This window comes from Daejeonella sp. JGW-45, assembly GCF_029360805.1.
Classification (GTDB): domain Bacteria; phylum Bacteroidota; class Bacteroidia; order Sphingobacteriales; family Sphingobacteriaceae; genus Daejeonella.
Map to the genome: position 1 here is coordinate 56,783 of NZ_JARKNC010000002.1, position 19,937 is coordinate 76,719.

A 19,937-nucleotide genomic window follows, 5' to 3' on the forward strand; every position below is an offset into this window, starting at 1 on the left:
AGAAAAAAACGCAAACTAAATTTATGCATGAGTGTTTTTTATAGAAAATCATGTTCCTATGAAAAATCATATACATACACGCAGTGTGCATAACGACTTAAAACCAGCCTCCAGGTATGGTGCCAGGCTCGCATGTATTGAGCAAAGGTACGGGGTAACCAGCGAGCAGATCCGGAAAATTATAGCCCAGGTTGGCAGCAATCCCGAAAAAGTCGAGGAATATCTTAAAGCAAAGCTTTTCTCCTTTCTTTCCTATACCCATAACTGATACCTGGAAGGGTTCTCATTCGTAGATCCTTCGTTCAAAAGGCTTCTGGAACGAAGGATCTGCTATGCAGTTAGCACGCAGTACCTGGCAAGCCCGCTGCCTGGCCTGTTCCCGTTCCGTTGAGTATCCCATTCCTCAAATGGGGAAATCTATCCCAGCCTAATTTCCGGCATTCCCCAACAAAAGGTCATTTAACAGTAATTTAACGCGGTTTTGCTGTTTGGTCTTTTCTTTGTCTATGTAGGGTCAACACAGACATCAAAGAAAAGATAAGATATAACATGAAAAAGATATTCGCATTAATCGCATTCGTTACCCTGGCAAGCTCAGCATCATTCGCACAAACTGCTAACCTGAACATCACCCTGACTGATGTATTATCATTCTCGGTAACACAACCTGCTGCCCTCACCGTCAATTTCGATAACGAGACCAAATACTCAAACGGTATTACCGCCCTGGCAACAGACCATATCAGCGTAGTAAGTTCAAAAGGATATGTGGTTAAAGCTATCGCAGGAACAATAACCGGAACTGCAGCATTAACTCCGGGTTCAGTAAAGCTGACTTCAACAATCGGAACAACCAACGCTGGAAATACAGCAGGCATCACTTACGGATCAGCAGTTACCCTGCCAGCTTCGGGTGGTACAGCAGCGACCATCGTTACAGCAACGTCATCCTCATGGAGCGGTGCTAACTCAACTAACAAGTTCAACGTTTCTTACCTGATCGGGGAAAACGGCGCATACGCCGGTAAAGCAACAGGTGTGAATGTTATCCCGGTTGTTTATACGGTAACGCAGCCTTAAATAAGTTGAAAGTGGAAAGGTGAAAGGTGAAAGCTGAAAACGGAAAACTGAAAACTGAAAGGAAGGTGGAAGGTGGATAAAGCAAACGTGAAAGAAACGTCAGGCGGAATAAGAATTAATTAAGGATTTCATAGGTAGGTTTCATAGGTTTAGAGGAAAGGGGTTCGGAAGGAGCCCTTTTTTGTTGGGGAGCGGAAACGGGAGATGGGAAATGGGAAATGGGAAATGGGATTCTTTCGGGGCGGATAGAAAGGCGAGATCCCTGCACAGCGTCTAGTTCACTTTCAGTTTTCCGTTTTCCGTTTTCAGTTTTCAGTTTTCCGTTCAGTTTGAGATCCCCGATTAAATCGGGGACGAGTCTCTCCGCCCGACTCATACATCCGACCTCACACCCCCGATCTCAAATTCCTCGCTCAAATTCCGCATAATTCACCTATTTTTATGGCGAAGGAAACAAACATCCCATGACATCTTATGAAGAACTTTTCGAGAATAACAAGAAATGGATCCAAAAGAAGACCGGCACTGACGCCGATTTCTTTAAGGAACTGGCGGGCAACCAGAACCCGGATTACTTATACATCGGTTGCAGCGACAGCCGTGTCACGGCTGAAGAAATGATGGGGCTCGGGCCCGGCGAAGCTTTTGTTCACCGTAATATTGCCAACCTGGTCAATAATGTCGACCTGAACGTGATGTCGGTGATTAACTATGCGATTAAGAATCTGGGCGTAAAACACATTATTGTTTGCGGTCACTATAATTGCGGAGGCGTAAAAGCGGCTTTGCAGCCTAAAGACATGGGGATCCTTAATCCCTGGCTCCGTGGCATAAGGGACGTCTACAGGCTCCACCAGGCGGAATTGAACGCGATCACAGATGAGCACAAGCGGTACGACCGCCTGGTTGAACTGAACGTGTATGAACAGTGTGTGAACGTGATCAAGACGGCTGTGCTGCAGCTGGCTTACATGCGTTCAGGTTACCCGATAGTTCACGGCTGGGTCTTCGATATTCGCAGCGGCAGGATTGTCGACCTGAATATAGATTTTGAAAATATCCTGAAAAATATTAAAGATATCTACAACCTTACAGGAGAACAGTAGTATCACACTTTAAACAAGGTCTCGTCTGATGCGCCTGAAAATGAGACGGGATCTTGTCATTTATCCATACTTTTGTGCTGAGGATAATTCGCATATCTTTATTTATGTCCTTACATTTTCAATGAAAATTTTCAAACAGGGAATACCAATTTCACCCTCTTTAAATTATTTAAATGAACCTGAGGAGGATGAAAAAAATGCTTACGGAGTAAAAAAACGTCTTTTACACATTTCAGCTATATCGGTGTTGGTGGCCATTGCTATCAGTTTGATAGCAAAAGTTTTGGTTCATCTTATCGATCTGGTTACAAATATCGCGTTTTTCGGACGCTTCGGTTTTCACTTCCAAAGCCCGGCGGAAAATCAGTTGGGCCTATGGGTCATAATCATTCCGTCTATTGGAGGCCTGATCATTGGGATCATGGCCTTATATGGTTCCAAGGCTATCAGGGGACATGGGATCCCCGAAGCTATGGAACAGATATTGGTTAACGAGAGTAAAATAAAACCGGCAATTACCTTTTTGAAACCTGTTTCTTCAGCTATTGCTATTGGTACAGGCGGCCCGTTCGGCGCGGAAGGGCCAATTATCGCAACGGGGGGTGCCCTGGGGTCCACGCTTGGGCAGCTATTAAAGATAACCCCTAACGAACGGAAAATTATTCTGGCCGCCGGAGCGACCGCTGGTATGTCGGCTATATTCGGGACACCCATTGCTGCTATCTTTTTAGCGATAGAATTATTATTATTTGAGTTTTCACCAAAGGCAATCCTTCCGGTTGCCCTTGCCTGTATAACAGGCGCCGCCGGGCATCATCTGCTGTTTGAATCAGGCTCTGTATTTCCGATGCCGGACCTAAGCACACCCGGCAACCTGGCTTTGAGTATTTATAGTTTTATCGGGCTTATTATTGGATTTCTATCCATGGGCCTCACTAAGGCAGTCTACTTTGTTGAAGATACTTTTGAAAAGCTACCCATACATTGGGCCTGGTGGCCTGCAATCGGCGGGTTGGCGGTGGGGTTAATAGGCTATTTTGTCCCGAATACCCTCGGCGTCGGATATGATAATATTGTAACCATACTTTCCGGAGATCTTTCCCTGACCTTGCTTCTTAGTTTGTGCTTTTTTAAATTCCTTTCCTGGGCAATTGCTTTAGGAAGCGGTACTTCAGGAGGAACGCTTGCACCCTTGCTAACCATAGGCGGCGCTTGTGGTGCGATAGCAGGAAGTCTTATACTCGCATTCTTCCCCGAATCTGAATTGAGCCTGCCGATGGCCGCGTTGGTCGGTATGTCGGCCATGTTTGCCGGTGCCTCCCGTGCCTATCTCACAAGCATTACATTTGCCCTTGAAGCTACCATGCAGTCCCACGCGCTGCTGCCGCTGTTAGGTGCTTGTACAGCATCGTATCTTGTCTCTGTTATCCTGATGGAGAACACTATAATGACTGAAAAAATCGCCAGAAGAGGGATATATACCCCGGATTCTTACGAACCGGACATTCTTAGAAAGTTATCGGTCTCGCAGGTAATTAAAAATGAGTCTTTGATCTTAGGATCCGAAAATACAGTTGGCGAGGTTAAGTCGTTCCTGGAGAATAACCCGATATCTGAAGGACATTTACTGGCAGTGGATGAAAATGGATTCTTTGAAGGTACTCTTGCGGTAGCAGATCTGTATAAAGCTAACCTGGATCAGGACTTATTAGTAACATCACTTATAAAGAAATCGTCTCTGTTTGTACGAAGCAATGACAGCCTGTCTAAAGCAGTTGAAATAATGGCGCAGGAAAATCAGGAACTTATTCCCGTGCTCTCGTCGACTAAAGAACGTACGCTTACGGGCGTACTGACCTACAAGGATATTCTGGCAGCCTATACTTACGCGCGAAAACGAAGCAGGAACAAATCTTTCGTTAAGGTGGCAAAGGCTAAAAATTATAATCAGGGGCAGGGCGCTGGTGAGAAAGAACAAGAAAAGCGCAACCTGAGTAATTTTAGTTGTATGAATTTTCTCATGGCATGTGCCAGCGAGTACATTATCAGATCTTAACGAATATCTTGTGCCGGTACAGAAAATAGAGAAGCAGCCATACCAGTGTTACTGCTCCCAGTGCTTCAAACACCTCGTGCCAGGGTTCAGGTGCAGGAGCATACAGTCCTGAAAACAAACGCTTTGATGTTTCCCCAAAATCAATGAAGCGGTATGCCAGGTAGACTGTCAGTGAGTTAAGGCCGATAACCTGGAAGAAGAAGGCCCACTTCTGATATTTTAATACATCGATGACCCAATAAAACAGGGTCATGAACAGAAATGCCATCCCTGCTGTAAGCATAATGAACGAACTGGTCCACAAGCGCTTTCCTATCGGGAAATGAAGGCTCCATAACAAGGCGATACCAATACAGGCTATGCCGGCCAGAGACATGATCCGGATCTTTTTGTTTTCCTTTTTATCTGAACGGAGGACATCGCCGGCAAGGGTGCCGAATACTGCAAGACATAGCGCCGGTAACTGAGTAAGCAGTCCAAGTTCATCATAGGTTTTTTGTAATAACCTTCCCGGGAGGACGGTACGGTCTATCCAGCCGACCAGGTTGCCCTCAAAGCTGAGGTTACCGGCCCCGTAGCCAGGCACCGGAACCAGGAACAAGAGAGCATAATAAGCCAGCAGTATCCCTCCTATCCATGCCAGGAGCCCCTTCCAGGGGAAATTAAGATAGAGCACCGTGGCCAGGAAGCCGGCAATACCAATACGGCCCAGGACACTTCCCAGCCTGATCTGGGCAGGATCGAAAAACGTGAACGGTACGTTCTTATCCAGTATCCCCAGGATGATCAGGATGATCATGCGCCAGAATGCCTTCCGGTACATTACCGCCTTTTCGACACCATTACGGATATCCCGGTTCAGTGAAAAAGCGATTGACACCCCCGATATGAAAAGGAAAAGCGGGAAAATAAAATCATAAAAAGTAAAGCCTATCCACGCGGGGTGCTCGAGCTGCCGGGCCAGGGTATCGACCCATGGCCAGCTGGTCTTGCCCTCCATCAGGACTATAAAGGTTCCCCCTCCGGAGATGAGGAGCATGTCGAAACCGCGCAGGGCATCGACTGACAGAAGACGGTTGGACTTGACAGCCCGCCCTTCAGATAGGTCTGTTTTACTCATAATGAATAGTATATCAGGTATGAATATACAATTAAATTACAACCGGTTCTAATTCGTGGTGTGCCTTCAGCATAGCAATAAAGGCCGGTGCGATCCTGACGCCCCTGGCCTTATAATGATTGAGAATATCGTTTCCTAAACGGGTGTTGATATGATTATAATAAACCGCTTTATTAAGCTGTAAAAAGCCGATCCTATCCAGGAGATCGGGCCGGGCCTTAGTGCCGACCCGCGGGGCCAGTACCAGGCAGTTTATAAAGCTGGTTCCCAGCTCCGCTGCCAGAAGGTAAAATGGCTTCCCAATGTCATTTACTAGTGCCTCAAACTTGCAATTGGTAAACGTAAGGGATCCCGGGAGTGTTCCTGTTTCGGCACCGGTAAAACGTACCACCTTGCAATGGTCGACCGTGATCTCTGCGATACTGCCGCCGATATGCGCGGCAAAGCCGTTACAGCGCGAAACTATGATCTCAGGGTACAGGGCGTGGTCGTCCTTATAAGCGGCGCCCTGTGCTTTTTTCAGCACCAGGTGCACATGCCCGGCAGACTGCGGGTCGTCTTCGTTAAGTGATTCGAGCTGGATATCTTCAAGGATGATCTTGCAGTTCGACTTCACCTGTACGCCATCATATGAACCCGTCTTTGCAAGGAGGTAATTCTGCGGGTCTGGAATATTAAGAAGACGCATTCCCTGTTCCCGCCCTTCCACAACAATGTTCCGGAACTCCACGTGCGAAGGGAAAAACACGCGGCCGCCATACGCTGCCTGAGAGAAGGTGGACATGCGCATTAACCAGGAAGTGCCCTTAGAATCGGGGACGGTGTTAAAATCGACCACCATATCCTCGATCTTTACCGTAGGGCCATAGCCCACAGGATATTTATAGTCGATATCGTCTGCAGCCATGCTTAAGAGGTACGTTTCGCCACGGCCTGTAGGGGCGTGCCTGCAATTGCGTATACGGATATCCCCGTCCCACTTAGCGCCAAAATCACGGCGGAAGCTGATAAAGCTATTGCTGCGGCAGATTGTATTTTCAACGAACAGGTCGCCGCCGCCGGTCACAGTTATGCCATTGGTACCCACCTTTGAATCTTTGATATACAGGTTCCAGCAATAAAAATGAACGTCTATTCGGTTTAGCATGCATTGCTCTACCCTGAAATTCTTAAAAAGATTGGTACCGAATACACCCCAATGAACAGGGCTTCCCTCAGCTGTCACGTTACGGAAGGTCGCATTAAGCGCATAATTGCCACCGATGCCATAAGTTCCGTTCGGGACGTCTTTATCTGTACCCGGGCGGTCCTTCTCCCATGGGATAAGCGTTACATTTTCAAGCAGTACATCATACACGTAGGAAAAGGAATAAAATCCGCTTCTGGGTGCCATGGCCACATCTGCCTTGCCTTTCTCCAGTCCCACCCACTGGTTCCTGATGACCGTCCGGCTCCGTGTAACCCTGAAGCCAATATTTACATAGCCTCCGCCCCCTGCATTTATACTTTCGCCGGAAAAATAAAAGGTGCCGCCCTCGATGATCAGGTAGCTATTGCTTCCGGGATATGCCATAATCTTTGTATAATCCTTAAAGCCCCATGCCAGATCGCCGAGGATACGACCGTGCTCCTCTACAAAGAAAAATTCCTCCCGTGCTTTCGTAGAACGCCCGCCGTAAACGGCACCGCTCCTTACCCCAATGCGGTCTTCATTATCAGTGACCACGATCAGGAAGTTTTTATAAGGAGCGAGTTCAGGAATGATAGTAACCCCCGGCTTCAATTGGTTAAGCAGGCTGGCTTTCGCAGCTCCGTCAAATTCCAGTGTAAGCGGCTCCTCGTGAGGCAGGACCAGAAAACGGTTCAGGGTCCGGGTATTGAATTTTTCATCGATGTGGAAGGCGGTATGACCCCATTGCACGCTGGTCAATATTTCAATGCCCACAGTTTCTTTGATCCAGAAATCGCCGTGCTGGTTGATCACCGGTATATTCATCCGGTTGGCATAGGCGTGTGCGGCCTTCATCTGCACACCATCATCATTCTGGCCGTCGCCGACTGCTCCGAACATCTTATAATTTACACTGGATACGTTGAAGAGCCTGGCGCTGAGCCCGCCGCCCACTTCGATATGGCCGGTCTGCAGTTCAGGCTCCTGCTTTACGATCATGTATTCGGCGCCCCCGCCATCCCCGGGCGTATAATAACCCAGAACACGCGCCAGGGTGCCTTCCTTCAGGGAGCCGTCCTGTTTCATCCCGGCGACGTTGTTATAGATCGTATACGAGGTCTTTTTTGGCGCAGCCGGCTCTTCCCGGGCAGCAAAAGCCGGGATTGAAGCCGCCGACATGGCGAGGCTTGCGAAGCTAAAGGCCTTGATGGCGTTTCTCCTGTTGAGGTTAAGGCTGTCGCCAGCTCCGGGATTTTGATCTTCGATCATGATAATATTGTTAAAGCCTGTTTCAAAAAAGCCCTTACACAAATACAAGCCGGGTCAGGAGCCTTCCCTAAACTACGGCAGGCACTGCCGTTTTAATTGCCCAGTTCCGACGCGGTAAAGGGAGTTTTGCGGTCAGCGAATTTCTTCCTGATGGCCATCACTTCCTCCCTGCTGATCTTTTCAGCGTCATTGCTCCATGATTTGCGAAGAAAGCTCGACAGCTGTGCGATATCCTCATCCACAATATCCTTATTGCTCCCGATGCCGGGCATATCACCATTAATTTCCGGCGCCTGGTACAATTTACCGTTCACTGTTACCGGCCCGGTCAGTCCGTGAAGAATAATCGCGATCAGCCTCGTTTTATCGCCCGTAACCCATTCCGACTTATTCAGTGGCGGGGCCAGTGAACGAACGCCATTTCCGTCAGCTCCATGACAAGGCTGGCAGGTAGTACGGAACAGGTTAGCACCTCTTGGGAACTGCTTGCGCAGCAGGTTTGCATCCGCATTGGCAGCATTACTCTTTATATCGTCTATAACCTTCCTGACCTGCTTATAGACCGGAAGATTGGTGTTGTGCTTAAGAGCTATAGCCTGATCTAAGAACAGCGATTCGCGGCCCTTTAGATTGCTGATCACAGCGTCGGCAACAAATTGATTTGATGGGTATTTGTCAGCCAATCCAAGGAGGATATTGCTTGCTGCGGCCTGGTCAAAGGCCTGAATGGTACGCACCTGGAATGCGACATACGGCGCGGTCAGCGTGTCGGCCTGCTTCGCCATTTTCTGTAAAACCGGAAGGTATTGCATGTAGGTATTTGAATTGACCACAGACGGGAAAGTACTCAGCGCCTGCGCCTTGATATTCCAGTCACTATGGTCCAGCATCGCCAGAACTTCCTCTGCGCGGAGCAGTCCCAGCCCCTCAAGGGTCCACAATGCATGAATGCTTGCCAGGCTTCCTGCAGAGTCTTTAACAATTGCCCGCAGCTGGGCAGCTGTATTTGTATGCTTGCCATCGATCAGCATCTGCTGCGCTTTATCACGCATCCAGCCGTTGGGGCTGCTGAGTAAGCCAACCAGCTTTTGCGGATCAGAAGGAATTGCCGTTTGCCGCGACGAGGCCCCTTTTGGAACGATCTTATAAATGCGGCCGCAGTTCACAAATTCCTCCAGGTTGCGCTTTTTGATCTCGCCCTTTAAATAATCGGTAAGAAAAGACTTATGCTGAATGATACCACGATACATATCCAGTATGTAAAGAGCGCCGTCAGGACCATTATAAAGGCTCACCGGGCGGAAGCGCTCATCCATACTCACCAGGAATTCCCTGCCTTCATAAGCCTGCTGACCTGATGTATAAAAGCCATTAGTTTTCAGCACATTGCGCTTAATCAGATTAGCTGCCGGTTCAGCAACAAAAACGTTGTTATAGTAGCTTTTCCCAAAGAGGTCGCTGCGGTACAGGGCCGGACCGCAGGCAGCGGTAAAGCTAGCGAGCTTCTTATTCGCGTCCAGCACATTATCCTTGTACCCGCGGTTCACACCCGGCGTGGGCCTGCCCGGGTAAACCCGGTTATCAGAAATGATCCTTTCATTAAAGCCCCTCACACGCTGCATATTGGCGTTGAAAGCACCGAGGCCCGGCAGAAAGTAGTCGCCAAGCAGGTTCTGCGAGTTATTATTGTAGAACAGCCTCCCCTGGTCGTCCTGCGTGATACCCCACTGCCCCCGTAAATGCGTGCGCTCCGTGATCCACTTATCGCCAGCCTTGCGGTAGCGCTTTTCAGAACCTCCGCTGTAGATCCAGTTGTCCATCGCACGGAACAAGCCATTGGCCTGGGCTTCTACATTGCCTCCCTCAGTATAAGCTTCGTCAATAAGCACCTTCTTACCCGGCTTATCGTTATTGATCTCGATATACCATAAGCGCGGCGGCTCTGCCACCAGGATACCGTTCTCTATCAGGCAAATAGCCCGCGGTAATACCAGAGAGTCCAGAAATACCTTCCCGCGTTCGACCTTCCCATCCATATTCCTGTCTTCCAGGATGACAATCTTGCCGTTCCGGTCGTTTTCTTCGGTACCGTCGATATTGGTCATGTAGCCATCCATCTCCACAACCCACATCCTGCCCCTGTTATCGAAATTCATTGCAACCGGGGTGCTGACCTGCGGCTCCGATGCAACCAACTTTACCTCGAAGCCATCCTCAACAATCATTTTGTTCAATGATTCCTGCGGGGAAACAAGCGGCGCTATGTCAAAATTCTCGTTTGCAGGATCTGGTTTAACATAAGCCTGATCCGCCACGGAACCCTTGCGGGGACGACAGCTGATCAGCAGACATGCAGATAATAATAAGAAGGAAAAAACTCTATTCATTTTGTGCAAGATATCAGCACTGGCTGATGATTTATTTAGTGAATTGATTATTAAGACCCTAAACTTTGAGCTCCCAGCCTGGCTGGTACTCCCGGGTCCATAATTTCATTGCCTTCTTATCATTAAGGATACGGCCATTTTCAGGATTGATATTCAGCACACGGCCTGAACGCAGCGCTATATTTCCCAACTGCATCAACAGGGTACTCTTATGTCCCTCAGCTATCTCTGAGTTTAGCTTTGCCCCGGTACGGATGCCGTCAAAGAAATTGCGGATGTGTATGGCATCCAGCTTTTGCGAGGGTGTCGACAGGCTGCGGACATCGTTCTCAACCGCTTCGCCTTTTACATGGCGCAGTAATTTCCCGGTGATATCAAATACTTTATACGAGGTACTGTCGCCGATAAGTACAGAGCCTTTTTCACCGTGGAACATCACCCCCGCGCCTGCCCCTTCTATTGGCTGGCGGTTGGCACTCCGTCCTTCCCAGCTGATCATCGTATTATTGCCGAATTCCATATTCATGATCTGTGTGTCCGGGGTTTCCCAATCGTCGGTAAAGTGATACCGCCCGCCGGAAGAACTTACCCTGACGGGGAAATCAACTCCCAGACCCCAGCGGGCCAGGTCCACTGTATGCGTTCCGTTATTAGGGCCCTCACCGGTGCCCCAGTTCCACATCCAATGCCAGTTATAGTGAATCAGGTTATCCTTATAAGGGCGGCGAGGTGCAGGTCCCTGCCATAACTCATAGTCGAGCCATGAAGGCACCTCTACAATCTTACCCACTCCTATCGGAGCGCGGTTATTTGTATACCAGGCTTTGGCCATGTAAGGTTTGCCTATAACACCATTTCTAATTTCTGCTATGGCACCTACAGAATTGGGCCAGGAGCGTCGCTGGTTTCCCATCTGGATCAGCTTATTGTATTTCCGGGAAGCCTCAACCACCATTTCCCCTTCCCGCGGACTGTGGCTAGCCGGCTTTTCCAGGTAGACATGCTTTCCGGCCTGAACTCCCAAGATAGCCGCTGTTGCATGCCAGTGATCCGGCGCGGCAACCATCAGGATATCCAGGTCCTTATCTTCGAGAGCCTTACGGAAGTCGGGCGCTTCTTTTGGCGCTTTGCTCTGTATTTTTCCTACCTCCGCCGTAAACTTGTCCGCGGCCCGCTTATCAACCTCACAGGTATATAATACTTCACAATCAGGCTGGTTGGCAAAATTCGTTCCCACGGCAAAGCCGCGGGCATTAACACCCATACAAGCTACCGTGAGCCGCTCGTTCGAGCCTATAATGCGTGAATAGCTTTTAGCGCTGAATCCTGGCAGAATACCGCCCGGCTGATCTTTAGTTAATCCTAAAAGCTCTACAGGCCCGAGCAAACTAACACCGGCACCGGCGAGGGCCGCAGATCTTATAAAGTCTCTTCTTTTATACTTTTCCATGAACCTCGTTTATATTATTTAGCAATTATGACGGTTGCGCACCCGAAACTATGTAAAATATTCACGTATCCAAATTTACGCGGTTATAAAACGCGCAGGTACAGGAAATTGTGACAAAGCCGGGGCGCGCTGTTAATTCTTATAGAACTTATAGTTCTCCCTGGTGATAATATCGATGGGCATAAACTGGATCTTTTCCGGCTGGGCGAAATTAACCAGGGTTTGATACAGCTGCATAATTCCTTTATAGGCTCCCTCCTGCGGTTTTTGACAGATCAGGAAATGTATAATATCCATTTCCAAATATTTAATATTCTGCTCCAGCAGATCATAACCGATCAGCATGACATTCTCTATCCCTGCCTCTTTAAAGTAGCGCGCAACAAATGAAACCCGGGAATTAGTCACGAAAACAACCCGGATATTTTCCTTCAGTACCCCGGAAAGCATTTTCCTGATCGAGGGATAGTCAGTTTTTGTCATATCCCTCTTTATTATGTTATTGGTCTTTTTATTATCTTTTAAATATGCACGGAATCCATCCTCTTTCCTGAGTAAGTGATGATGATTGCTCATTTCCCGCGAAATATTGAGGATCAGTATATCATCCCCGGGGCGAACGAGAAAACTAATCAGATGTGCGGCCAGATAACCGCTCTGGAACAGATCCGGGCCTATATATGACAGGCTTTGATTATCGGGAATATCTGAGTTGATGAAAACGTAAGGGATATTCAGGCTGTCGCATGCTTTTACAAATGTGACCGATTCCTGGATGAACGAGGGCGCGAGCAATACCCCATTATAATTACCCTTCAGTATCCGGTCAGCGCTTAGCACGAAGGATTGGGTGTCACTAAGATCAAAAAAGAACTTGTCGAGTTTAATTCCATACTTGGCTATAGTCTGTTCTGCTTCCTGGATGCCGTTCAAAGGCGCGGCCCAAAAGCTCGTTTCATCAGAGACCCTGGGAATGAGGGACGCGAAACGCATCGGTTTTAATGTTGCCAGCCTGCGGGCGTATATGTTAGGCTGGTAATTAACCTCCTTCAATATTTCCAGGATCTTCTCCCGGGTTTTTTTTGCTACACCCGTTCTGTTATGAATCACACGATCGACCGTAGCCATAGAAACATTAGCCTTGATGGCTACTTCCTTGATTCCAAATATCTGGGTATTCGCGTCCATACTGATCAGTTTGCGATTGCAATATAATTAATCTGTTAAAATTATTTCAGGTTTCGAATGGCTGGAGTGGCCGAATAAAAAAGGGCCGAATACAAGTATTCGACCCTACATCTACCTATGAAAAACATGCCCTTGGAGGGCATGTATATATATTCAAACGATATGCCAGAGCAAAAAACTTGCAAATAGTTATGGATTTGGCCTTATGTTAGCAATAGAATTCCCGATTTGTGGATTAAATACCCCAATGAGAGTTAAAATTTCTACAGCTGGTTAAATCTTATAAAACAACCTATCCTGCTAATGGTTATCATTGAAATATTTTACTATGGAAAACGCAGAAGACCACCTTAAGAACCTGGATGGTGCTGAGGCTAAAGCAAAGCTTAAAGAACTAGTGGAAAGGGCCGAGAATTGTTTTTTCTGCTCGGGTATAAAAACAGGATTGCCATTTTCAACACGGCCAATGTCTGAACAGCTGGTTGACGATAACGGAGGCATCTGGTTCCTGAGCCGCAAGGACAGCGCGAAGAACGCAGAAATAGCGCAGGATCCTCTCGTGCAGCTCCTGTTCCAGGCCGATAAACACTCCGGGTTCGTCAGCATTTACGGGATTGCGCAGATCATTGACGATCAGCAAAAAATAGACGAGCTGTGGCAGCCTATGTTCAAAGTCTGGTTCGAAAAAGGCAAGAATGACCCGATGATCAGCCTGATAAAGGTAGACCCTACGCAAGGCTATTACTGGGATACCAAGCATGGGAAAGCTGTCGCATTTCTTAAAATAGCGGCCTCGTTAATCACTGGGAAGGCAATGGATGACAGTATTGAGGGAAAACTAAGTATCAGCTGAGCGCTAAACGAAAAGAGGCTGTCTCAGCCTCTTTTTTATTTCTAAGGAAGAAACTACCGCGCAGCTCCAGTTGCGAACGAAGTGCTTCACCAACGGTTTGGGCACTCTGTGGCAACTTTCTTAACCTGTTTCCAATGCCCTGGCTATGTGACTGCTCACAGATGTTTTCCGGCCTTAACAATCTTTGAAATTCCCGCTAAAGAATATGCTCCTATTGCCATCACGATATCCCGTACAGCAACATCCAGGTATCTTCCTGAAGCGATTAATGTTAATGCTATGAGAACCAGCCAGACAGATACAAGATAGGCTCCTTTTTCAACATTAATTAATACTAATAAACCAGCGGCGATCTCAATTACTCCAACAATCATCATAAACGTTGCTGCACTAAATGGCAACATCCCCGCGACCGCAGGATTCAGGTAATCAGACCAGTTTGTCAGTAAATTTGTAAATTTATCTGCCCCGGCTACAATCGGAACCAGGCCGTATGTAAACTTTAAGATTGTTTGGATCTGACTTAATCCTGTTGACGTTTTTTCCATAATTGTATATTTTTTTGATTAAGTATACATCTTAGAGAGAGCCTGATAAAAAAGGGTTACAATATTTATTCCAGTATTATCTGTAACCTTTTATAAGCGAGACTACTCCATTATGTATGATCTTATAACAGACTATGACATCAAAAACCACAACTGATATCAGATTGAGCGACGAGGAGATCGTTGAACGCATTATCCATGGAGAGACCGTATTATATGAACTCTTAATGCGGAAATATAATCTCCGAATGTACAGAATCAGTATGTCGATCATCAATGATGACATGGAAGCAGAGGACATAATGCAAACTGCTTACCTGAATGCTTATCTGCAATTACAAAAATTTCAAAACAGGTCGAGTTTCGGAACCTGGCTAACGCGTATAGTTATTAATGAGAGCCTGCTGCATAAGAAAGAGAAAATAAAGATAGAGCAACTGGTCTCAAACAAGGATGAAGACATTACACATGACGAAACGCCATTAAAAGATCTTATGAATAAAGAATTGAAAGCCATACTTGAGAAAGCAGTTTCTGAACTTCCCGAAAAGTATAGAATGGTATTTGTTATGCGGGAAATTCAGGAAATGAGCACCAGGGAAACAATGGAAGTCCTTGACTTGGGCGAATCCAATGTAAAAGTCCGTCTTAACCGCGCCAAAGAAATACTGCGTGAAGAATTAAGCAGCTATTACAGATCAAATCAACTTATGGAATTTAACCTTATCCGCTGTGATAGAGTCGTAAATTTTGTGATGAACAGAATCAACTACTCCGGATGACCGGGATTGGGCGTTATCGGAGTGCCTGATCCTCACCTGCAGTTGGGACGACCCTTGGCACTGCGAAACTCAAGATGAGGAAAGACGTACGACACGGGTGATGATCTTTCAAACCTGTTCTAATACGCACAGTGACTGTTCGAATCTGAACACACGCACTCAGCAATCTAACGTAAGTATCTAAAAATCTGTATATTGAAGAATCGGCATAGATTTTATTTCCTATGTCCTTATATCTAATTTACACAGGATGGTAAAGAGCTACTTTAAGATTGCGTGGCGGAACCTTTCGAAAAACCGTCAATTTACGATGTTAAATGTATTAGGTCTGGCTACGGGCTTAGCATGTACACTATTAATCTATTTGTGGGTAGTTAGTGAGCTGCGTATTGATAAATTCAACACCAATGATGCACAGCTTTTCCAGGTGCTACAAAATATTCCACAGGGAGATGGCACGTTTACAACGATCGATGCTACGCCGGCATTACTGTCATCGGCGCTGGCAGAAAAAATGCCGGAGGTTGAGTCCGCTGCTTCAGTTATCCCCTCCTCATGGTTCTCCAGTAAAGGCATTATTTCTGTTGGAAACAAGCAGGTAAAGGCAAGTGAGCAATACGCAACGCGAAACTTCTTCACGATATTCTCCTATGATCTGATAGCGGGAAATAAGGAGTATGTGCTTGATGATAAATCGTCAGCTGTTATCTCTGACGAGACTGCGATTAAATTATTTCAGACCACTCAGAATGTCGTCGGAAAAACCATAACATGGAACCATAAAGATTCAGGTACCGATTTTAACGGCATCTACACCATATCAGGGATTTTCAAAAGACCTGTGAATTCTACAGCTCAATTTGATATTATTTTACCCTACCAGGCATTTATTGATAAACGCCCTAATGTCTTAAACTGGGGTAACAGTGATCCAAGCACGTATATAGTATTGAAACACGGCGTCGACGAAAAAGTATTTGGACAAAAGATCCGCGATTTCAACAAAGAAACTAACAGAACTCTTTATAAGGGTAAAAACATCGAATGGATCGGAACATTACAGCTTCAACGTTTCTCAGACAGATACCTATATAATCATTTTGAAAATGGAGTACAGGCGGGAGGCAGAATAGAATATGTAAAGTTATTCTCCATCATTGCCTTTTTTATACTGATCATTGCCTGTATTAACTTCATGAACTTATCAACGGCGAAAGCTTCAGGACGATTCAAAGATGTAGGAATAAGAAAATGTATTGGTGCGAGCAGAATAAGTCTCGTCATCCATTACCTGTCTGAGTCAATACTCACTACTTTCTTGTCGCTGATATTGGCATTTTTTATCGTACTTATATCTTTGGGGCCGTTCAATACCCTTACCGGCAAACATCTTGAATTTAATTTCGGTGCTGGTCTTATTTTCCCTGTTTTGGGGATCACTCTCCTTACTGCACTGATAGCGGGAAGTTATCCAGCCTTATACCTTTCAGGATTTAAGCCTGTCGTAGTACTAAAAGGAAAGCTTCATACTTCTGTTGCCCAAGTATTTATCCGTAGGGGTTTGGTCATATTTCAATTTGTTCTGTCAGCAGTGTTTATCGTCTCAGTTCTGGTCGTGCATCAGCAGATAAAGTTCGTGCAAACGACGAACCTGGGTTATAACAAAGACAATATCATTTCAATCAAAAAAGAAGGCAATCTGAATAAAGGCTTACAAACCTTCTTAGATGAAGTAAAAAAGATGCCCGGAGTGGTAGATGCGTCAAGCTTTGCACACAATCTTACGGGCGATCACGGCAGCTACTCCCTTGATTGGACGGGAAAGCAAGCAGATCAGGGAATTGAATTTGTAAATCTTGAAGTGGATTACGGTTTAATGGAAATGCTTGACCTTGAAATGAAAGAGGGCCGGGTATTTTCGGATGAGTATGGTTCTGATGCATCCAAAGTAATTTTAAATGAGTCTGCAATTGCTGCTATGGGCCTTAAAGATCCGGTGGGTCAAACTGTGAGCATTATGGGCGATAAGAAACAGATCATTGGAGTAGTGAAGGATTTTCATTTCGAGTCGCTTTATGAAAAGATAAAACCCTGTCTTCTGCAATATTATCCGAATGGTAATAACATCTTAATCAAGCTTGAGTCTCGTGCCCAAAAGGAGGCTTTGTTAAACATTGAGGCATTTTACAGGAGTTATAATTCCGGGCTTCCCTTTGAATATTCTTTCCTTGATGATGATTACCGTAAAATCTATGCTTCCGAGGAGCGTATTTCAACTTTATCGCGATATTTTGCGGGGATTGCGATTGTTATTTCATGCCTGGGCTTATTTGGCCTGGCTGCCTTTACGGCGCAAAGACGACAGAAGGAAATTGGCATACGCAAAATTACCGGCGCCTCGGTGAGTAATATTGCCATCATGCTGTCAACAGATTTTCTCAAAGTAATTGTGATCGCCTTGCTGGTAGCCACACCCCTAGCCTGGTGGGCTATTAACCAATGGCTTCAACGTTTTGCTTTTCGTGTCGATATAGGGCCTGGCATATTTCTTATCGCATCAGGTTCAATCATTCTAATCACGATAGTTACGATAAGTGTGCAAACAATACGAGCTTCGATTACTAACCCCGTGAAAAGTCTGAGGACGGAATAGTGAACGACCGCCTGATTGAATTTGCCGACTTTGGAAGATCGCATTTCACTATACAGCAAAGGTCTAACAATGGGCAGAGAGGAAAACAAATGGTACTTTCAGGAAACCGATTTTTTGAACTCCGACGGAGAAACGCCTGTGTATTTCTTAAAATACTTAACAAAATAAGAAGCATCGTCAAATCCCAAACGATACCCGACCTGATTGATGTTGAGATCGGAATACAGTAACAAACGTTGTGCCTCCAATATAATCCGCTCTTGTATCATTTGCGAGGGCGTTTTGTTCAGTTGCTGTTGCGTGAGATCTGACAAACTTCTGGAAGATATATGGAGTAAGCGGGCATATTCGGTTATACTGTAACCTTTTTTGTAGTTCTCATCTATGAGGTTTATAAACTTGACAAGCTGCATTCTTTTTTCATCCAATAACGGGGAAAGGTGGTTGGCAGATTTTTCAAATTCATTCCTTCTTCGTTCTATCTGGATAAGAAATGATTTCAGGTAGTTTCTTAATATCAGTTCTTTACCAAAGTTTTCCCTATTCTCCAACTCCTGTCTTACCTGCGAGATATATTCATCCAAAATATCGTCAATACCAGTACCTATACAGCAAGAGGGTTGTTGATAGGGATTATTAAATAAATTACAATTGAGGAAAAATTCTACCGGGGTTTGGTCCTGGACCAAAAACAGTTCGTTGAAATGAAGGAGAACGCCTTTATAATCGGTGTTCCCGTCAAAATAGTGTACCTGATTGGGAGCCACAAAAAAAATCGCGTTATCAAAAACATCATAGGTCTTGAAATCAACTGAATGTTTCCCCGTTCCTTTTTTAAACCATATCACTTGATAGAAGCTGTGTATGTGTGGTTTGACAGCCTGACACTGGTTAGTTTTCAGGTATTCGTTCAAATCATGAAGGGCAAATTGTGGTCTGTCGGGCTTGTGTCTGTTGAGATGATATTCGTTGATTATATTTGTTTTTTCCTTAACCATATTCACTACCAGAAACGTTGGCAATCGGCTAATTTACGAAAATTAGTAGTGTTGGATCATAGCTTTGGCTTCTGTGCCGCTTGTTTTGCGTATAAGTACCATAATCATTCCGATTTGTCCACTAAAAAGAAAATGGTAAAGGGGAAATTCGCAGAATAAAAAACAAGACATTAATAACAGATGAGGGATAACCAACGTATCATTATTATAGGCGGTGGATTAAGCGGATTGACTTCCGCTTATTTGCTGTCCAAAAGAAATATTCATGCTACCATCCTGGAGGCCTCGCCAAGATTGGGTGGACGAATACAGACCATAAAAGGAACTTTGCAGACACCTTTGGAATTGGGCGCAACCTGGTTCTCGGATATGCACCCGAATTTGCTGGCTCTGATTGACGAATTGGAATTGAAGAAGTACCCGCAGTTTTCCAAAGGCACATCGTTATTTCAGACCAAGTCGTTTGAACCGCCGCAAAAATTCTTTGTTCCCGAAGCTGAAAAACCCTCTTACCGGTTGGCGGGCGGAACGCAAATGCTGATAGATACACTGGCGGAAAAGTTACCCAAAGAAACTATTCTACTGAACACCAAAATTACGGCGATAAACGAAACCGCAGACGGGCTCTCAATAAAAACCGATGCAGGGGGAACGAAGGAAGCGGATAAGGTCATCATCTGCATACCCCCGCAATTAGCATCAAACAATATTACATTCTCACCTGAATTACCAGATTCGTTCACGGCCCTTTTACCCGCTGTACAAACATGGATGGCTGGCTCTTTAAAGTTTACATTGGAATATGACAGACCTTTTTGGCGAAACGAAGGCTATTCGGGAATGCTGTTCAGCCACGCCGGTATCATCACTGAAATGTATGATCATACCAACTTTGAAGAAAATAAGTTTGGCCTTACAGGTTTCCTTAATGCTGGCGCGGCCGCTTACACGCCGGACGTAAGAAAGGAATTAGTACTTAGTCAATTAGAAGAACTACTGGGTACACAGGCATTAAACCCCGCCGCCTATTTTGATAAGGTTTGGACAGACGAATTTGTCTTGTCGGGCAATCAGATTATCCAACGACCGCACCAAAATAACGGACATCCGCTGTTGCAGAAAAGTTATATGGACGGCAAACTATTTTTTGCTGCAACGGAAACCGCTGACGAGCATTCAGGCTATATGGAGGGCGCGATTATCGCCGCTCAATCCATCGCAGATAAGCTAGCATAGATAATTTTAGCCTCTCTATACCATTAGCTGGCTCGAACCA

Annotated in this window: 15 protein-coding genes; 8 read left to right on the forward strand and 7 right to left on the reverse strand. The window is 45.8% G+C overall.

Annotated elements, in window-relative coordinates; translation table 11 throughout:
* Positions 1–58 precede the first annotated feature (58 nt).
* From P2W76_RS03580 to P2W76_RS03595, 4 genes are all read left to right on the forward strand, one after another.
* A complete protein-coding gene (locus P2W76_RS03580; RefSeq protein WP_276346123.1) occupies positions 59–268 on the forward strand; it encodes a DUF3606 domain-containing protein in 210 nt (69 codons plus the stop codon).
* Positions 269–549: 281 nt separating this feature from the next.
* Entirely contained in the window at positions 550–1,080 is a 531-nt protein-coding gene (locus tag P2W76_RS03585) for a hypothetical protein (RefSeq protein ID WP_276346124.1), read from the forward strand.
* 464 nt (positions 1,081–1,544) lie between these two features.
* On the forward strand, positions 1,545–2,186 hold the full coding sequence (locus P2W76_RS03590) for a carbonic anhydrase (protein WP_276346125.1): 642 nt from the start codon (positions 1,545–1,547) through the stop codon (positions 2,184–2,186).
* A gap of 121 nt (positions 2,187–2,307) precedes the next feature.
* The gene (locus P2W76_RS03595; RefSeq protein ID WP_276346126.1) at positions 2,308–4,242 is read left to right on the forward strand and encodes a chloride channel protein; all 1,935 of its coding nucleotides are present in this window, start codon (positions 2,308–2,310) and stop codon (positions 4,240–4,242) included.
* Here the strand turns inward: P2W76_RS03595 and P2W76_RS03600 are convergent.
* The 5 genes from P2W76_RS03600 to P2W76_RS03620 form a co-directional block, all read right to left on the reverse strand.
* A complete protein-coding gene (locus tag P2W76_RS03600) occupies positions 4,232–5,362 on the reverse strand; it encodes a DUF5009 domain-containing protein (protein ID WP_276346127.1) in 1,131 nt (376 codons plus the stop codon). The two genes, P2W76_RS03595 and P2W76_RS03600, sit on opposite strands and share 11 nt — an antisense overlap.
* A gap of 31 nt (positions 5,363–5,393) precedes the next feature.
* Positions 5,394–7,802, reverse strand: a complete 2,409-nt coding sequence (locus P2W76_RS03605) for a hypothetical protein (protein ID WP_276346128.1) — start codon at positions 7,800–7,802, stop codon at positions 5,394–5,396.
* A 92-nt stretch (positions 7,803–7,894) separates the two neighbouring features.
* Positions 7,895–10,189: a c-type cytochrome gene (locus tag P2W76_RS03610; protein WP_276346129.1), complete on the reverse strand. Its 2,295-nt coding sequence runs from the start codon at positions 10,187–10,189 to the stop codon at positions 7,895–7,897.
* A gap of 58 nt (positions 10,190–10,247) precedes the next feature.
* Positions 10,248–11,639, reverse strand: coding sequence for a Gfo/Idh/MocA family oxidoreductase (locus P2W76_RS03615; RefSeq protein ID WP_276346130.1), 1,392 nt, complete (start codon positions 11,637–11,639; stop codon positions 10,248–10,250).
* 132 nt (positions 11,640–11,771) lie between these two features.
* Complete coding sequence (locus tag P2W76_RS03620; RefSeq protein ID WP_276346131.1) at positions 11,772–12,827, reverse strand: LacI family DNA-binding transcriptional regulator; 1,056 nt, start codon at positions 12,825–12,827, stop codon at positions 11,772–11,774.
* A gap of 328 nt (positions 12,828–13,155) precedes the next feature.
* Between P2W76_RS03620 and P2W76_RS03625 the strand changes: the two genes are divergently transcribed.
* On the forward strand, positions 13,156–13,680 hold the full coding sequence (locus P2W76_RS03625) for a pyridoxamine 5'-phosphate oxidase family protein (protein WP_276346132.1): 525 nt from the start codon (positions 13,156–13,158) through the stop codon (positions 13,678–13,680).
* A 155-nt stretch (positions 13,681–13,835) separates the two neighbouring features.
* Here P2W76_RS03625 and P2W76_RS03630 read toward each other — a convergent pair whose 3' ends face one another.
* A complete protein-coding gene (locus tag P2W76_RS03630; protein ID WP_276346133.1) occupies positions 13,836–14,228 on the reverse strand; it encodes a hypothetical protein in 393 nt (130 codons plus the stop codon).
* Between the two features lie 134 nt (positions 14,229–14,362).
* Here P2W76_RS03630 and P2W76_RS03635 point away from each other — a divergent pair, with 134 nt between their 5' ends.
* Together P2W76_RS03635 and P2W76_RS03640 are read left to right on the forward strand one after the other, a co-directional pair.
* Positions 14,363–15,010 (forward strand): sigma-70 family RNA polymerase sigma factor, encoded by a 648-nt coding sequence (locus tag P2W76_RS03635; protein ID WP_276346134.1) that lies wholly within the window; start codon positions 14,363–14,365, stop codon positions 15,008–15,010.
* A gap of 250 nt (positions 15,011–15,260) precedes the next feature.
* Entirely contained in the window at positions 15,261–17,663 is a 2,403-nt protein-coding gene (locus tag P2W76_RS03640; RefSeq protein WP_276346135.1) for an ABC transporter permease, read from the forward strand.
* Between the two features lie 98 nt (positions 17,664–17,761).
* On the opposite strand, the gene P2W76_RS03645 is transcribed toward P2W76_RS03640, so the two are convergent.
* Positions 17,762–18,685 (reverse strand): AraC family transcriptional regulator, encoded by a 924-nt coding sequence (locus tag P2W76_RS03645; RefSeq protein WP_276346136.1) that lies wholly within the window; start codon positions 18,683–18,685, stop codon positions 17,762–17,764.
* A gap of 156 nt (positions 18,686–18,841) precedes the next feature.
* On the opposite strand from P2W76_RS03645, the gene P2W76_RS03650 reads away from it, so the two are divergent.
* Positions 18,842–19,897 (forward strand): NAD(P)/FAD-dependent oxidoreductase, encoded by a 1,056-nt coding sequence (locus P2W76_RS03650; RefSeq protein WP_276346137.1) that lies wholly within the window; start codon positions 18,842–18,844, stop codon positions 19,895–19,897.
* Positions 19,898–19,937: the final 40 nt, after the last annotated feature.